Source organism: Amycolatopsis sp. NPDC039088, from assembly GCF_055598845.1.
The window spans coordinates 1-16,364 of record NZ_JBVKAE010000052.1 but is presented as its reverse complement, the minus strand read 5'-3'; the positions used below and the strand labels follow the sequence as shown (position 1 = coordinate 16,364).

14 protein-coding genes and 2 pseudogenes are annotated in these 16,364 nt (G+C 66.0%); 7 read left to right on the top strand and 9 right to left on the bottom strand.

The genetic code is table 11. From position 1 onward, the window contains the following. Window positions 1-16 precede the first annotated feature (16 nt). The 3 genes from ACZ7KI_RS39460 to ACZ7KI_RS39450 form a co-directional block, all read right to left on the bottom strand. The gene (locus ACZ7KI_RS39460) at window positions 17-1,345 is read right to left on the bottom strand and encodes an ABC transporter substrate-binding protein (protein WP_470278108.1); all 1,329 of its coding nucleotides are present in this window, start codon (window positions 1,343-1,345) and stop codon (window positions 17-19) included. An 83-nt stretch (window positions 1,346-1,428) separates the two neighbouring features. Then, on the bottom strand, window positions 1,429-2,502 hold the full coding sequence (locus ACZ7KI_RS39455) for a substrate-binding domain-containing protein (protein WP_470278107.1): 1,074 nt from the start codon (window positions 2,500-2,502) through the stop codon (window positions 1,429-1,431). 56 nt (window positions 2,503-2,558) lie between these two features. Then, a complete protein-coding gene (locus ACZ7KI_RS39450) occupies window positions 2,559-2,933 on the bottom strand; it encodes a MerR family transcriptional regulator (RefSeq protein ID WP_470278106.1) in 375 nt (124 codons plus the stop codon). A 64-nt stretch (window positions 2,934-2,997) separates the two neighbouring features. Between ACZ7KI_RS39450 and ACZ7KI_RS39445 the strand changes: the two genes are divergently transcribed. Continuing rightward, complete coding sequence (locus ACZ7KI_RS39445) at window positions 2,998-4,224, top strand: MFS transporter (RefSeq protein WP_470278105.1); 1,227 nt, start codon at window positions 2,998-3,000, stop codon at window positions 4,222-4,224. On the opposite strand, the gene ACZ7KI_RS39440 is transcribed toward ACZ7KI_RS39445, so the two are convergent. Continuing rightward, complete coding sequence (locus ACZ7KI_RS39440) at window positions 4,145-5,041, bottom strand: LysR family transcriptional regulator (protein WP_470278104.1); 897 nt, start codon at window positions 5,039-5,041, stop codon at window positions 4,145-4,147. The genes ACZ7KI_RS39445 and ACZ7KI_RS39440 overlap by 80 nt on opposite strands. 86 nt (window positions 5,042-5,127) lie before the next feature. Here ACZ7KI_RS39440 and ACZ7KI_RS39435 point away from each other — a divergent pair, with 86 nt between their 5' ends. After that, window positions 5,128-6,468: an aspartate aminotransferase family protein gene (locus ACZ7KI_RS39435; RefSeq protein WP_470278103.1), complete on the top strand. Its 1,341-nt coding sequence runs from the start codon at window positions 5,128-5,130 to the stop codon at window positions 6,466-6,468. A 411-nt stretch (window positions 6,469-6,879) separates the two neighbouring features. Here ACZ7KI_RS39435 and ACZ7KI_RS39430 read toward each other — a convergent pair. Further along, window positions 6,880-7,014, bottom strand: a pseudogene (locus tag ACZ7KI_RS39430) (HNH endonuclease); the annotation flags it as partial. 59 nt (window positions 7,015-7,073) lie between these two features. After that, window positions 7,074-8,360: a group II intron reverse transcriptase/maturase gene (ltrA, locus tag ACZ7KI_RS39425; RefSeq protein WP_470278102.1), complete on the bottom strand. Its 1,287-nt coding sequence runs from the start codon at window positions 8,358-8,360 to the stop codon at window positions 7,074-7,076. Window positions 8,361-8,984: 624 nt separating this feature from the next. Between ltrA and ACZ7KI_RS39420 the strand changes: the two are divergent. Next, a pseudogene (locus tag ACZ7KI_RS39420) lies at window positions 8,985-9,095 on the top strand (IS30 family transposase); the annotation flags it as partial. Between the two features lie 129 nt (window positions 9,096-9,224). Here the strand turns inward: ACZ7KI_RS39420 and ACZ7KI_RS39415 are convergent. Further along, window positions 9,225-10,037: an alpha/beta fold hydrolase gene (locus ACZ7KI_RS39415; RefSeq protein WP_470278101.1), complete on the bottom strand. Its 813-nt coding sequence runs from the start codon at window positions 10,035-10,037 to the stop codon at window positions 9,225-9,227. A gap of 13 nt (window positions 10,038-10,050) precedes the next feature. Further along, complete coding sequence (locus ACZ7KI_RS39410; protein ID WP_470278100.1) at window positions 10,051-10,917, bottom strand: bile acid:sodium symporter family protein; 867 nt, start codon at window positions 10,915-10,917, stop codon at window positions 10,051-10,053. A gap of 184 nt (window positions 10,918-11,101) precedes the next feature. On the opposite strand from ACZ7KI_RS39410, the gene ACZ7KI_RS39405 reads away from it, so the two are divergent. Further along, on the top strand, window positions 11,102-11,635 hold the full coding sequence (locus ACZ7KI_RS39405) for a DM13 domain-containing protein (protein WP_470278099.1): 534 nt from the start codon (window positions 11,102-11,104) through the stop codon (window positions 11,633-11,635). Here ACZ7KI_RS39405 and ACZ7KI_RS39400 read toward each other — a convergent pair. Next, window positions 11,632-12,264 carry a TetR/AcrR family transcriptional regulator gene (locus tag ACZ7KI_RS39400; RefSeq protein WP_470278098.1) on the bottom strand — a complete coding sequence of 211 codons (633 nt, stop codon included), beginning with the start codon at window positions 12,262-12,264 and terminating at the stop codon, window positions 11,632-11,634. The two genes, ACZ7KI_RS39405 and ACZ7KI_RS39400, sit on opposite strands and share 4 nt — an antisense overlap. Window positions 12,265-12,323: 59 nt before the next feature. Between ACZ7KI_RS39400 and ACZ7KI_RS39395 the strand changes: the two genes are divergently transcribed. The 3 genes from ACZ7KI_RS39395 to ACZ7KI_RS39385 all read left to right on the top strand — a co-directional run bounded on the left by ACZ7KI_RS39395 (window position 12,324) and on the right by ACZ7KI_RS39385 (window position 16,042). Further along, the gene (locus ACZ7KI_RS39395) at window positions 12,324-12,755 is read left to right on the top strand and encodes an RpiB/LacA/LacB family sugar-phosphate isomerase (RefSeq protein WP_470278097.1); all 432 of its coding nucleotides are present in this window, start codon (window positions 12,324-12,326) and stop codon (window positions 12,753-12,755) included. 261 nt (window positions 12,756-13,016) lie between these two features. Next, window positions 13,017-14,663 (top strand): glycosyl hydrolase family 18 protein, encoded by a 1,647-nt coding sequence (locus ACZ7KI_RS39390; protein ID WP_470278096.1) that lies wholly within the window; start codon window positions 13,017-13,019, stop codon window positions 14,661-14,663. A gap of 11 nt (window positions 14,664-14,674) precedes the next feature. Further along, complete coding sequence (locus ACZ7KI_RS39385) at window positions 14,675-16,042, top strand: cellulose binding domain-containing protein (protein ID WP_470278095.1); 1,368 nt, start codon at window positions 14,675-14,677, stop codon at window positions 16,040-16,042. Window positions 16,043-16,364: the final 322 nt, after the last annotated feature.

Here is a 16,364-nt window from a genome sequence, read left to right as displayed (position 1 = left end):
TTTCTCTTCCGGCGGTTCAGGAACCGAGTTCGGTGATGGCAAGGCCGAGTGCCTTGAGGTCCGGCATCGTGCCGTCGTGCGCGTCGCGGACGGCGTCGAGGATCGTCCTGTCGCCGCCTGCCGCCTTCGCGAAACCGTCCTGCATGACCCGGTTCGTCGCGGACATCCGCGGCCCCCAGGTCCAGCCGTCCCGGACCTTGCCCGCTTCCTCGGAGAACAGGCTGTAGATGTCCTGGCCGCCGTAGTAGGCGCGGTCGAAGGCCTGCCTGCCGACGTCGATGAGCGCGGGCGCCACCGGGTACTGGCTGCTGGCACCGCTGGAGAGCCTGGCGCGCAGGGCGTCGGGATGCGAGACCTGCCACTCGATGAATTCCATGGCGGCTTCGGGATGTCGGCTGTCCTTGGTGATGGCGAACGTCGAACCACCATGCGTGCCGACGGCCGGGTTCGCCGGATCCCATTGGGGCATCGGCGCGATCCGCCACTTTCCCTTTTGGCCCGGCCGTGACTTCATCTGCGCACCCGCGTCCCAGGCACCGCTGAGCTTGGTGAGCACCAGGTTCTGGGCGAGCTGGGCGTCGTACTGTCTGCCGGAGGCGGCGTTGATGAACACGTCGCCACGTTCGACCAGGCTTTGCCAGAAGTCCGCGACCTTACGGGTCGGCGCGTCGGCGATCGAGACGTTCCACGCGCCTTGACGGGTGTCGAACCACTGGGCGCCGGCCTGCCAGGAGAACGCCGCGAACTGTGTCGCGCCGTCCGTGGGGAACACACCCACCCGGGAGGCGGGCAGCTTCTCGCGGATCTTGCGGCTCAAGGCCGCGTATTCGTCCCAAGTGCGCGGCACCGCGAAGCCGAACTGGTCGAACAAATCCTTGCGGTAGTGCAAGACCATGGGCTCGATGTCGAGCGGAACGGTGAACACCCTGCCCGCGAACGTGGTCAGGTTCAGCGCCTGCGGCAGCAGTTTCGCGCGCAGGGAATCACTGACGAGATCGGTGATATCCCTTGCCACGCCGTCGATCGCGAACCCGGGCACCTGCGGGTATTCGATCGTCGCGACGTCGGGGGCGTTACCGGCGCGGGCGGCGTTGCTCAGTTTCGCGTAGCCGCCGAAGTCGGCCGACGGGATCTGCTGGAAGACGACCTGGATGCGGTTCTGCGCCTTGTTGAACGCGTCGACGACCTGCTGGCTGCCGCGCAGCGCGGACCAGAAGACGATCCTGGTCGCCCGTCCCGAGGCCGGTGTGGGCGCCGCCGTCGACGTACAGGCCCCTAGTGCCGCTCCGAGTGGGAGCGCCAAACTCGCGGCGAGAACGGACCGTCGGCTCGGTCGACCAGGCATCGATGCCTCCTGCGATTCGGATAGCGCATTCTGATCGCCTGAGCGTTTTACGGTCAATAGTTTCGGTTAACACGGTCAAACGATCAGATCGCCCTGGTGGAGCCCCTGATCTTCAGTTCCGGCATCAGCTGGACGCGCCGAGGACGGCCGCCGACGGCCAGCCTGCGGAGCAGCTGTTCGGCGGCCACCCGCCCGACCTCGGCTTTCGGCGGCGCGACGGCGGTGAGCGGAGTGCTGCCGAGCGCCGCGACGACGTCGTCGTAGGCCACCACCGAATAGTCCCGCGGCACGTGGAGACCGGCTTCGGCCAGCCGCTCGACGAGCATCAACGCGTCGACGTCCCCGTGCAGGACGGCGCCGGTGAACCCGCCCTCGCCGACGAGTTCCGCGAGTTCCCGCTCGTCACGCGGTGACGCCGGATGGCCGGGCCCGGCGTCCGGAGCACTGAGGATCACGGTGCTCTCTTCGATCTCCGGCCTGACCGCGATCTCGGCGAACGCGGTCCGCAAGGCGCGCGCGGTCGGGCTGTCGTCGCGGGCGGCGAGGACGATCCGCTTGTGCCCCAAGGAAATGAGGTGATCGACCGCGAGATGGACGCCGTACCAGTGATCGGTGCAGACCGAATCCGTCGCGTGCAGAACGCTGCCGGGGCGCGGCCGCCGCTCCATCACCACGGTGGGTACCGGCATTTCCGCGATCCAGCCGTAGTCCGCCTCTTCCGCTTCGACGGTGAGCCAGCGGGGCGCGATCAGCAGGCCGCGCACGTCGTCCGCCAGCACCCGCTCGACGATCGAGTGTTCGGCGCCGCCTTCGATCCGGGGCGCGATGTGCAGGACGACCCGCATCCCGGCCTCTTCGAGCGCGGACCTCGCGCCGTGCACGGCCTCGTTCAGGTACGCGTGCCGCTCCGGGACCACCAGCGCGACCGTGCCACTGCCGTCCTCGCGCGCCGGTTGCGCCACGACATGCGGCACCAGCGCCCTCGCCACCCCATGCCCGCGCCGGAGCCTGCCCTCGCGCGCGAGTCCTTCGACGTCACGGCGCACCGTGACCACGGAGACCTCGAGTTCGGCGGCGAGATCGACCACCCGCGCCTCTCCGCGCGCTTCGACGGCCGCCAGAATCCTCCGGCGCCGGTCGCCACCCAGCTCTCGCATCGCTCCGCCTGTTCGTTTGACCGTTTCAGCTGAGAATAACGATCAACGATGGTCCGTCAAGAAACGGCGGGGTCGTAGGCTCGGACGGCGTCGAGGTACTCGGTGATGGCGTCCCGGTTGCGGAGCAGGCATTCGGCGCGCCGGGTCATCCGGTCGCGTTCGGCCTCCAGGGTTTCGAGCATTTCCGGGGTCGCGTCGGGGAAGTAGATCTGCCGGGGCTTGTCGAGGCACGGCAGGATCTGCTTGATGATCCGCGTCGGCAGCCCGGCGTCGAGCAGGCCGCGGACCTGGATGACCCGGTCGACGGACGACTCGTCGTAATCCCGGTAGCCGTTGGCCTGCCGTTGCGAGACGATCAGCCCCTGTTCTTCGTAGTACCGCAGCAAACGACGCGACGTCCCCGTCCGCTCCGCAAGCTCTCCGATCCGCATGTGCGCCACCTCACCCCGGCCGACTTGACCTTCACATCTATGTGATGGTTCGAGCATACGGATCATGACTCCGAAACTCCCGCTCGGCGCGCTTCTCGCGCTGACCACCGCGGCGTTCGTCACCGTTCTCACCGAAGCCCTGCCCGCGGGCGTGCTTCCCGCGATGAGCGCCGGTCTCGGCGTGAGCGAAGCCGCGACCGGCCAGCTCGTGACGGTGTACGCGATCGGCACCGCGCTCACCGCGATCCCCCTGTCCGCGGCCACGTCGGGCTGGCGGCGCAAACGCTTGCTGTTGACCGGAGTGGCCGGGTTCGCAGTCGCCAACACGGTCACGGCACTGTCCACGAACTACCCGCTGACCCTCGGTGCGCGCTTCGTCGCCGGTGTCGCCGCAGGCGTCGTCTGGGCGCTGCTGGCCGGTTACGCGCGACGGCTCGCGCCGGAGCCGGTGCAGGGCAAGGCGATCGCCGTCGTGATGACGGGTATCCCGCTCGCGCTCTCGCTCGGCATTCCCGCCGGCACGTTCCTGGGTGGTGCTTTCGGCTGGCAGGTGACGTTCTCGATCATGTCGGTGATCGCGCTCGGCCTGCTCGGCTGGATCGCGCTGGCCGTGCCCGACTTCCCGGGACAGGGCAAGGGCGGCAGGCTCCCCGTGCGGGCGACCCTCGCCGTGCCCGGTGTGGCCGCGGTTCTCTTCGTGACGCTGACTTTCGTACTGGCGCACAACGTCCTCTACACCTACATCGCCACCTTCCTCGAATCCGTGTCGATGGGTGGCGCGGTCGATCGGATCCTGCTGGTGTTCGGCCTGGCTTCGATGGTCAGCATCTGGGTCGTCGGGCTCTTCATCGACCGGCGGCTGCGCTTCCTGACCGTCGCGAGCACCCTCCTCTTCGCCCTCGGCGCGACGATTTTGGCTCTGCTGGGCGAAAGTCCGGTTCTGGTTTATGTCGCGGTGACGTTGTGGGGGCTCGGCTGGGGCGGCGTCCCGACGCTGCTGCAGACCGCGGCCGCGCAGGCAGGCGACAAAGGCGGCGCGGCGGACATCGCGCAAGCCATGCTCGTCACCCTGTGGAACGCCGCGATGGCGGGTGGCGGGATCGCCGGCGGTGTCCTCCTCGACGGCTTCGGCGCCGGGGCGTTCCCCTGGAGCGTGCTGGTACTGCTGGTACCGACGCTGGCCGTGGTCCTGCTCGCACGGCGGAACGGGTTCACAGCGGCAGTTCCGGATGACTCCGGATCGCCTCGAGAACCAGGTCGACAGCGGCGCGAGGCGCGGACCCGCGCCTGATCGCCGCGGTGATGGAGCGGGTGACCGGCGTCGCGAGCTCGCGAGTGGCGACACGGTAGCGCTTGTCGACGGCGAGGCCGGGCAGCAATGCGATCGCGAGCCCGGCCTCGACGTGCTGCAACGTCAGCATGTAATTGCTGAACCGGCACACCACCCGCGGCTCGAACCCGGCTTCACGGCAGAGCCGGGTGGCGAGGTTCGCCATGTACGACTGGGGGATGTCGAACGCCCAGGGTTCATTCGCGTAGGCGGAAAGGTCGGCAGGACCACGGCCGGCGGCCGGATGACCGGGCGGGACCACGAGGACGATCGGATCGGTCGCGATCGGCACGAGGTCGACGTCCGGCCCCAGCGGCTGCTCGACGAAGTCCGTGGTGGTGATGATGACGTCGGCGTCGCCCACCCGGAGGGCGGGCAGGCTGGCGTGCGGTTCGAGTTCGAGCAGTTCGATGTCCAGTTGCGGGTGCGAGCGCGCCAGCCGGGTCACCGCGGGGACGGCGATGGTGTGGATCGCGCTCTGGAAGGCACCGAGGCGGACCAGCCCCGCCGGTGCTTCACCGAGGCTGCGCAACTCGGCCTCGACGGTCTCCATATGGTCGAGGATCGCTCTCGCCCGGCGGGCCAGCATCAGCCCGGCCGGAGTGAGCCGGACGCGTCGGCCGGTGCGCTCCAGCAGTTGCGTGCGCGTCTCGGCTTCGAGGACCGCGAGCTGCTGGGACACGCTGGACGCGCTCAGGTTGGCCGCCTTCGCCACCGCGCGGACGGTGCCGAGGGTGTCCAGCCGGCTCAGCAGGCTGAGCCTCCACGGGTTGAGCATCGCACCATTGTTGTACGGATCAGCCGAACAGCCCAGCCGGAATTGTGAGCTGGACGTGTCGCTCGGCCGCGCCTTACCGTCGAGACATGGCTGCTCCGACCACCGACCTGTCCACCGCCGACCGTTTCTGGGCCGACGCCGACCGGCACCTCGTGCGCTACGCCGGGGCCGGCGACTTCACCCGCGAGATCATCGACCACGCCGCCGGGAGCTATCTGTTCACCGAATCCGGGCGGCGGATCCTCGACTTCACGTCCGGGCAGATGAGCGCGATCCTCGGCCATTCGCATCCCGAGATCGTCGCCACCGTGCGGCGCCAGATCGGCTCGCTCGACCACCTCTTCAGCGGGATGCTGAGCCGTCCCGTCGTCGACCTCGCCCGACGGCTGGCCGAGACTGTGCCGTCACCGCTGGAAAAAGCGCTGCTGCTGACCACCGGGGCGGAATCGAACGAGGCCGCGATCCGGATGGCCAAGCTGGTGACGGGGAAACACGAGATCGTCTCGTTCGCCCGGTCGTGGCACGGGATGACGCACGCGGCGGCGAGCGCTACCTACAGCGCGGGCCGCAAGGGTTACGGACCCTCGGCGCCGGGCAACTTCGCGATCCCCGCACCGAATTCCTACCGTCCGGACTTCGTGGACAGTGACGGCGGGCTCGACTGGAGGCGCCAGCTGGACTTCGGGTTCGAAATGATCGACGCCCAGTCCGTCGGCAGTCTCGCGGCGTGCGTCGTCGAACCGATCCTCAGTTCGGGCGGGATCGTCGAACCGCCTGTGGGGTATTTCGCCGCTCTGCAGGAGAAGTGCCGAGAACGCGGGATGCTGCTGATCCTCGACGAAGCCCAGACCGGCTTGTGCCGCACGGGAAACTGGTACGCCTTCGAACGCGACGGCGTCGTCCCCGACATCCTGACCCTGTCCAAGACACTGGGCGCCGGACTCCCGCTGGCGGCGGTGATCACGAGCGCGGAGATCGAACAGGAGGCGCACGACCGCGGCTACCTCTTCTTCACCACGCACGTCGCGGACCCACTGGTGGCGGCCGTCGGGAACACCGTGCTCGACGTCCTCACCCGCGACCGTCTCGACGAACGCGCCACCGAACTGGGCGCCTTCCTCCGCCGAGGCCTCGACGACCTCGCCGTCCGTCATCCCGTCATCGGCGACATCCGCGGTCGAGGCCTGCTGGTCGGCGTCGAACTCGTCGTGGACCGCGAGACGAAGCGGAGTTCGGACGAGCTGGGCGCACTGGTGACGCGACGGTGCTTGGAACTGGGGCTGCACATGAACATCGTGCAGCTGCCGGGGATGGGCGGGGTGTTCCGGATCGCTCCGCCGTTGACGGCGACGGAAGAGGAACTGGCGGAGGGGATCGCCGTGCTGGATGAGGCCATCGGGGACGCCTGCGTTCAATTCGGCCTTTGAGTCTTGAATGTTGTGTCCGCTGACTCCGCATTTATTTGAGGGGTAAGTCAAACGTGTCGTGTCGCGGGCTGTGGTCGCTGCTGCCTACGCGTTTCCCTGGTGGTGAAGGCTTCCTTGCCTACGCTGACGGTAGTGAAGGAGCCCTTCACTACCGTCAGGCGTGATCCCTGGTGACAGTGGGACGGCTGTGACATCAACGTCCCGTCTTGAAGTCCGTGAAGGCCTCCTTGAGGGACCCAGAGTCCCTCAAGGAGGCCTTCACGGACTTACCACCCACCACGCCACCCTCGCCTTACCCCTCAATAAATGCGGACTACTCATGTCGTGCTTCTCGCGACCTTTGTGCGGCACGTGGGCATAGCGAGGGGCCCGTCGCCTACGTGGCTGGCGGGCTCCTCGGGTGACGCGGGGTTAAGCGGCGGCGCGATGAAGGATGTTGCGCCGGGGTCTTCGTAGCGGATCCAGATACTGCGGTGGCGTGAACTCCGGTAGTCCGTCGGGGGCCATGCGGACTTCCCAGTCGCCGTGGTGGATCAGCCGGTGGTGAGTCGGCGGCGGGAACTTCCCCCGCCGCCGCTCTCAGAACCGTGCGTGACACTCTCGCGTCACACGGCTCCCGTTGTCGAACCTGCCGGGAGTGCACCATGTCGCCAATGCACGAACATGCTCCGGTATTGCGTAGCAATCTGGGCGATCCGCTTCCGGGCTTTCGATGGCCACCGGTGCAGGTGTTTGAATTTCCGCATTGCCCACCGGACCAGATGAGGATTGATCCGGTTACCGAGGAAGCTGATCAACTCCGATTTGTAGAAGCGCCCATAGTAGTTGATCCAGCCCGCCACAACGCGGTTGATCATCGCGGCGATCTCTCTGAAGGTCAAGTCGGTGCGGCGCCCGAGTCGCCACCCACGAATCACAGCCGCCATCGACTTCTTGGCGGACTTGCTCACCGCGGGTAAGAACCCGGATTTCCAGCGACCGTCCCGTAGTCGAGCGTATCGGGGCCGGAATGTGTATCCCAGGAAGGTGAATTCCACACCATACTGCGCGCGGTCTCTGCCTTCTTGAACGCACTGCACAATCTTGGTTTTCTCTGGATGTAACTCCAGCCCAAGCCGTGCCAGCCTTTCCTTGATCGACCTGAGGATGTAGTGAGCCTGTTTCTCGGTCACACAATGCACGATCGCGTCATCGCAGTACCGTTCGAACCTGACCAACGGCTGCATCCGAGCTAACCAATCATCGAATGCGTAGTGCATGAACAGGTTCGACAACAACGGCGAGATCGCGGACCCCTGAGGAGTCCCCCGATCCCGGGTTTCCAGGGTTCCGTCAGCCCGCTGGACCGGTGCCGTGAGCCACCGCTGAACATACAACAGAACCCACGGTTTATCCGTGTGCTTCCCGACCGCACGCAGGATCGGAACATGCGGCACGTTGTCAAAGAAACCCCGGATGTCGAGATCGATCACCCATGGACTTCGCCAACATCGGTCCCGGCATACCGCGACCGCGTCCAACGCTGACCGCCCCGGGCGGTAGCCATAGGAATCGTCGTGGAACACGGGTTCCACCAACGGTTCCAACGCCATGGCCACCACCGTCTGGGCGATCCGGTCAGCTACGGTCGGCACGCCGAGCACCCGCACCCCTCCGCCTGCTTTCGGGATCTCCACGGCCCGGACCGGCGGCGGGAAATAGCTTCCCGACGACATCCGGTTCCAGATCTTGTACAGGTTCTTCTTCTCATCCCGCGCAAAATCCGCCAGCGACTGCCGATCCACCCCAGCAGCACCCTTGTTGGCCCTCACCTTCAGATATGCTTCCCATACCAGCGTTTTCGGAATATCAAACGCCTTACCCGACGATCCTGATGTGACGATCTGACTCATCCCAACCTGTGGTTGATCAACGACATTCACATCTGACAACCCGACCCCTTCGCTCCACACCCATTACAGGCACTTCATCGCTACTACGAGCCGGTCCGCCTCCCTGCCCGACAACCGGTACTCATACGTCTCTCACAGCTCTTCACCACTTGAGACTCTCCCTCTCGTCATCGACACAACCAGCCGATCACTGTTTCCGGGCGAGGGATTCTCTCGTTCCATATCGAAGCCTGATTCCGGGCTCGCGCCACCTATACGCCGGACACCGCCAGGCCAATAAACAGGCACCCGCCTGGCTCATCCCGGGAAAACCACCAATCCCCGGTTTTGATGTCATCTCATGCATTACGACGCGTCGTCGATGGTTCACTGTCGTTCGCCTTCCCGGACCGCACCTGCCACATCATTGCGTGACGTTTCCCTGACGCTCACCACCACAACTCATTCACCGCAGCAGCTCAGGGCGGTTTGACATCATCCCCTGCAGAACGATGCCGAAGGACCTACCTTCATCTTCGACACAGCATTGCTTTCAAGCGACTCTGGCTTCTACATCAGAACCTCTCAATCGCATTCGAGACACACGGTGGGAACCGCACAGCAAGGTGAGATTCCGCAGATCGGTGGGCACAGGACGAACTCGATGCCATCGCGGACGAGCTCAACGACCGGCCGCGGCAAACACTGGGATGGCTTAAACCGATCGAAGCGTTCAGTAAAGTGTTGCTGGACTAGAGGTGGTGCACTCACCAGTTGAAACCACCCAATAATACCAAATCTGCTCGAACATGTATTCGTAATTTTACGCGACAACGAAGGAGCATGAATACCACTCCCGAGTGATTCACTCCACCAGAATGACCACTATCTATTACAAGAGACCGAGAACTCCTTGAGCAATCGAGCCACCTCACCGGGCCGGTCCAAAAACGGAGAATGCCCCGCACCCTCCACGATCTCCACCCGAGCCCCCACCGCCGAATACCGGGCAGCAGTCCTTTCACAGTCGTAAAAACGGTCTCGCCGCCCGAGAACGACCAAACACGGCAACCCGAGCTCGACGATCTGCGCATCCAAGGGCCGCGCCGCCAGCAATCGTGCCCGGTCCACGAGAACGACCCTGGCCATGGCGGGCGCCGTGACGGCGTGATCGACCAGATCCTGCGCGGGATCGTCGAACAAGACCCCGCGCCGGAACCTCACCGCGAACCGGGCCCATCGCCGATGAGCGATCATCCGTACCACCGCGCTCGCCATCGGCAACAGCACCGAACTGCCCGGCGGGAAGGACGCGTAGCTGTAGTCCGGCGCCTGGGCGATGACGACGATTCCGCGCACGCGCGGCGAAATCCCGGCGAGCGCGAGGGCGACGTCCGCGCCGAATGAATGGCCGGCCACCAGAACGTCGTCGACGCCCAGCAAGTCGAGAACGTCCGCCACCATGCGTGCCTGCGATACCGCGTCAAGCCCGGAAGAACCACCGGTACAACCATGGCCCAGCAGATCCACCCGGATCACGCGATGCTCCGAGAACAGGTCCCGCGTGAGCCGGTCGAACCAGTGCACCGAGCCGCAATAGCCGTGCAGCAGCACCAGCGGCGCGCCCGCTCCGTCCTGTCGGACGTGGACGGCGACGCCGTTCGCGTCGAGGATGTCGCCGATCGGGAAACGTCGCACGCCCCAAAGTAACTCAGACCGGCGCGCGCTCCGGGCTGCGGGACAACAGGAAGGCGGCGATCCCGGCGGGGAAGAACATGAGCACGCCGTAGATCCCGGCGGGTACGGCCATCGCCTCGTCGCCGAGCACGGAGATCGCCACCGCGATCGCGAGGGTGGCGTTGTGGATGCCGATCTCCATGGCGGACGCGATCGACTGCCCACGGTCCACCCGGAACAGCCTGGGCACGAAATACCCAATCGCGAGGCTGAGCACGGACAGCGCCAGCGCCACCGGTCCGAGCGTCCCGATGTTGTCCAGCAGGGTCTGGAATTCCTGCGCGATCGCGGCCGCTATCACCAGCACGAGCACCACGGCGGAGGCGATCTTGACCGGTTTGCGCATCCGCTCCGCCCAGTCGGTGAACCGGGCCCGCACCGCCATCCCGAGCACGACCGGGATCAGCACGATCGCGAACACCTGCACGAATTTCGCCGGTTGGAGGCCGAGCGACGCGTCGCCGTCGAGGAATACGGCCATCGAAAGACCGACTACCAGGGGCAAGGTGAACACGGCCAGCACGGAGTTGATCGCGGTGAGCGTGACGTTGAGGGCGACGTCGCCGCCCGCCAGGTGACTGAACAGGTTCGCCGACGTCCCGCCGGGTGAGGCGACGAGCAGCATCATCCCGACCGCGAGCACCCCGTCGAGGCCGAAAAGCACGATGAGGCCGACGCAGATGGCCGGCAGCAAGATCATTTGGCAGACCAGTGCGACCACGGCCGCTTTCGGATATTTCAGCACCCGGGTGAAGTCGCGGACGGTCAGGGTCAGCCCCAGTCCGAACATGACCAGCGCCAGCGCTATCGGCAGGAGGATCGAGAACATCGCCGAACCCATCAGGGGGCCTCCGTCCGATATGCCCTTTTCGGCGCTCATCCTGTCAAGCGGCGACAGGGCCGTCAAGACGCCGAAATCCCGGAGCCGCAGGAGCGCCGCTGAGCCGGGTCGCGCTCACGCCGTAAGAGATCGGTAATCGCGCCAACCAGGCATTCCGGACGCCGCTCACGGTTGAATGACGGCCATGAATCGCAAGCGGGTGCTCACCGTCCTGGCGGCCGGACTGGTAGTGGTGGTGGCGGCGGGGCTGTACTGGTTCCAGCCTTGGAAGCTCTGGGTGAACGAGACGGTCCAGGAGGCGCTGCCCGCCGTCCAGACCGCCACCCCGCCTTCCGCCAGTGCCGCTCCCGCACAGAAAGAGCCCGCCGTCGTCGCGACCGGCGAACTGATCAGTCACGAGCACGCGACCAGCGGCAGCGTCAGGATCCTGCGCGCGGCCGACGGATCACTGGTGCTGCGCCTCGAGAACCTCGACACGAGCAACGGCCCGGATCTGCGGGTCTGGCTCACCGACGCGCCGGTCCGGCCTGGCAAGGACGGCTGGTCCGTGTTCGACGACGGCGCGTACGTGAGCGCGGGGAAACTCAAGGGCAACAAGGGAAGCCAGAACTACACCCTGCCGTCGGGCACCGATCTGGCGCGCTATTCGAGCGTGACCATCTGGTGTGAGCGGTTCAGCGTCTCTTTCGGTGCGGCGTCGCTGACGAAGAACGTCTAGGCCGCCAGCCGGTCCACGGCGTATTCCATCTCCGCGCGAACGGCGCGCAGATCGATACCGCCCGGATCGATGATCGAGGCCACGGCGATCCCCCGCAGCTGCCCGACCAGCGCCGCCGAGTACGCGTCGGGATCGCGGACGCCCGAGATCGATCCGTCCGCGATCCCGGCCGCGACGGTCTGCGCGATGGCGAACCGGTAGCGGCGATCGGCCTCGGTCATCGCCGACCGCACCGCCGGATCACCGACGGTCGCGTCCGTCCACAGCACCACGAACGCCCGGTTCAGCGGCGGCATGTCGGTGAGCAGCTCGAAAAAGATGTCCAGCAGCGCGCGCAGCATGTCCATCGGGCTCGGCGTCAGACCGCCGGTCCTCGTGGCGACGGCGGCGCTGAACGCGTCGGCGAACTTCTCCGCGGCGAACTCGACGAGCCGCTGCACCAGCGTCTCCTTCGAGCCGAACAGCTGGTAGACGACACCGCTGGGATAACCGGTCCTGGCGCAGATCATGCCGATTTTGAGCCGGGCGAATCCGCCCTCGCCGATGAGGCGGGCGGCGGTGTCGAGAATCCGCCTCCTCGCGATCTCCTGATCGCGCTGGACCTGGTGCTCCTCGGCAGACGAGTCCACGTCGCGATCCTCCCACGAGTTCCGGTTCGTCACCTGTCGACGCGGCGTACGATCCGGGCATGAAGATCGCCTTCGCGGCCGACGACCGGAACTCGACCACGGACGCCGTCCGGGCCTTCCTCGCCGAGGCCGGTCACGAGGTGCTCCTGCCGGTGACGTCGGAGGCTTGGCCGGAACTCGGCGCGGCGGTGGGCAAGGCGGTCGCCGACGGCGAGGCCGATTACGGCATCGTCATGTGCTGGACGGGGACAGGCACGGCCATCGCGGCCAACAAGGTTCCCGGCGTCCGCGCGGCGCTGGCCTGGGACACCTGGATCGCCGCGGGCGCGCGCAAATGGAACGACGCCAATGTGCTGGCGCTGAGCCTCAAACGGCTCGCCCCCGATGTGGCCGTCGAAATCACCGACGTGTTCCTTTCCGGGATCACGCCGGATCCCGACGAATCGGCGAATATCGCCCGGCTCGGGGAAATGGACGAACCTCGCCGATAACGGCACCGAACCAGTGAACGACTAACGCTGTCGAACGTATTAGGCCGTTCGCAGGAAAATCACCACTCTCCGTAGTGTCGCTTCCCATATTGGTCCAGACCACGTACCGTCTCCGGCAACAAAGCGTTCCGCCATGGAGGTGGTCGATGAAGACGCATCCCCGCCTGCCCGGCTTCGGCCGAGGCAACGCGATGTCGCTGATTTCGCATTGACGAAATCCTCTCCAAGATCATTTCCCTGCACCGGGTTGTAAGGAGTGAAATGTCGAGAAAAAGATGGCATCTGATCGGCCTGTTCACGGCCGTCGCCGCGCTGGCCGTCGGTCTGGTGACCGTCCCGGCGAACGCGGCGGGCGGGGTCGGCGCCACACTCACCAAGGGGTCGGACTGGGGGTCCGGCTGGGAGGGCAAATACACGATCACCAACAACTCGGGGGCCGCCCTCACCTCCTGGACCCTTGAATTCGACCTCGCCAGCGGACACTCGATCGCTTCGCTGTGGGACGGCAGCTACACCGTCTCCGGCCAGCACGTGACCGTGAAGAACACCTGGAACGGCAACCTTTCCAACGGCGGTTCCACCAGCTTCGGCTTCAACGTCAAGTACTCCGGCGCCTACACCGCGCCCGCCAACTGCAAGATCAACGGCGGCTCCTGTGACCCGGGCGGCGGCACCCCGACCACGACGCCGACCACACCGACCACCACTGTGCCCACCACGTCGAATCCCCCGACGTCGACGAGCACGAGCAACCCGCCGACCACGACGACTTCGAACCCGAACCCGGGCGCGAAGAAGAACCTCGGCTACTTCGTGCAGTGGGGCGTCTACGGCCGCAACTACCACGTGAAGAACATCCACACCTCCGGTTCCGCGGCCAAGCTGACGCATATCAACTACGCGTTCGGCAACGTCACCAACGGCTCCTGCAGCGCGAACGACGACACCTACGCCGACTACGACAAGTTCTACGACGCCGGGTCCAGTGTGGACGGTGTCGCGGACACCTGGGACGCGGGCGCGCTGCGCGGCAACTTCAACCAGCTGCGCAAGCTGAAGAAGATGTACCCGGGCCTGAAGGTGCTGTGGTCGTTCGGTGGCTGGACCTGGTCCGGCGGCTTCGGCCAGGCGTCGAAGAACCCGGCCGCCTTCGCGGAATCCTGCTACAAGCTGATCAAGGACCCGCGCTGGGCCGATGTCTTCGACGGTATCGACATCGACTGGGAGTACCCGAACGCCTGCGGGCTCACCTGTGACACCAGCGGCCCCGGCGCGATCAAGAACGTGGCGCAGGCGCTGCGCACCAAGTTCGGCTCCTCGTTCCTGATCACCGCCGCGATCACCGCGGACGCCAGCGGTGGCGGCAAGATCGACGCCGCCGACTACGGCCCCGCGTCGGCGTACTTCGACTGGTACAACGTCATGACGTACGACTTCTTCGGCGCGTGGGCGGCGCAGGGTCCGACGGCCCCGCACTCGCCGCTGACCGCGTACCCCGGCATCCCGCAGCAGGGCTTCAACTCCGACGAAGCCATCCAGAAGCTCAAGGCCAAGGGCGTTCCGGCGAACAAACTGTTGCTGGGCATCGGTTTCTACGGCCGCGGCTGGACCGGCGTCACGCAGGACGCCCCGGGCGGCACCGCGACCGGCGCGGCACCGGGCACTTACGAGGCGGGCATCGAGGACTACAAGATCCTGAAGAACAGCTGCCCGTCGACCGGCACGATCGCGGGCACCGCGTACGCGAAGTGCGGCAACAACTGGTGGAGCTACGACACTCCCGCGACCATCAACGGAAAGATGGGCTGGACCAAGAACCAGGGTCTCGGCGGCGCGTTCTTCTGGGAGCTCAGTGGCGACACCTCCAACGGTGAACTCGTAACGGCCATGCGCAACGGCCTGAACTGAGAGGTTTGACAGTGGGCAAGCGGACTTGGATCCAGGCCGTCGGCCTGGCCGCCGCTGCCGCAACGGTCGGCGCGGTCCTCGTGATCGCGCCGGCCTCCGCGGCCGGTGGTATCGGTGCGGCCTTCAGCAAGGGTTCCGACTGGGGCTCAGGCTGGGAAGGCAAGTACACGATCAGCAACAACTCGGGATCGAGCCTTCCCGCGTGGACGGTCGAATTCGATCTCCCCTCGGGACATTCGATCGCTTCGCTGTGGGACGGCAGCTATTCCGTCTCCGGCCAGCACGTGACCGTGAAGAACACCTGGAACGGCAACCTTTCCAACGGCGGTTCCACCAGCTTCGGCTTCAACGTCAAGTACTCCGGGGGTTACGTCGCCCCGGCGAACTGCAAGATCAACGGTGGTTCCTGCGATCCGGGTGGCGGCACCCCGACCACGACGCCGACCACACCGACCACCACGACGTCGAACCCGCCCACGACGACCACGAGCAACCCGCCGCTGCCCGGCGGCCGTGGCGCGCCGTATCTGTACATGGGCTGGGGCAGCCCGCCGAACCCGCAGACGGTCATGAACGCGACCGGGATCAAGTGGTTCACGATGGCGTTCATCCTGTCGTCCGGCGGCTGCAATCCCGCTTGGGACGGCAGCAGGCCGTTGCAGGGCGGCGTCGACGCGAACGCGATCGCGCAGATCAAAGCCGCGGGTGGGCAGATCGTGCCGTCCTTCGGCGGGTGGAGCGGCAACAAGCTCGGCCCGAACTGCTCGACGCCGGAAGCGCTCGCCGGTGCTTACCAAAAGGTGATCGACGCCTACGGTCTCAAGGCGATCGACATCGACATCGAGAACACCGACGAGTTCGAGAACGCGACCGTGCAGGATCGCGTCCTGAACGCGCTGAAGATCGTGAAGGCGAACAACCCCGGTATCCAGACCATTCTCACCTTCGGCACGACGACCAGCGGCCCGAACTCCTGGGGCAACCGGCTCATCGACCAGTCGAAGGCACTGAACGCCGGGATCGACGTCTACACGATCATGCCGTTCGACTTCGGTGGCGGCGCGGACATGTACGGCAACACCATCAAGGCCGCGAACGGCCTGCGGGACAAGCTGAAGTCGACGTTCGGGTGGACCGACGCCACGGCGTACAGCCACCTGGGCATCAGCGGGATGAACGGTCTGTCGGACCAGCAGGAGCTGACGAGTCTCGACACCTGGACCAAGATCACCAACTGGTCCAAGACGAACAAGATCGCCAGGCTCGCGTTCTGGTCGACCAACCGTGACCGGCCTTGTCCCGGTGGCGGCGTCGCCGAGAACTGCAGTGGTATCGCACAGAACGACTGGGACTTCACGCGGATCACCGCGGGCTTCTGACGTCCCTCCCCCGAAGTATCCCCGAACTGCGGGCCCGCACCGAAGCTGCACGGTGCGGGCCCGCTCCACGTCTTCCCTCCCGCATTCAGAGGGTTATTGAGCGGTAAGTCAAACGTGCCGTGGTGGAGTTGACGGGAGCGGGCAGCGGCTGGGCTGTGAGGCCATCACCAGCCTCGACAGCACCACCAGTCGCGATGGGGGCGCCAGCAAGGTCGTCGGTCCAGGTGGTCGTGAGTGGCGATTCGGGTTATTGATCCGTAAGGCAAATGTGGCATGATCGGGTGATGGTGGCGAGGGTTCGGGTGACGGATGCGCGGCGGCT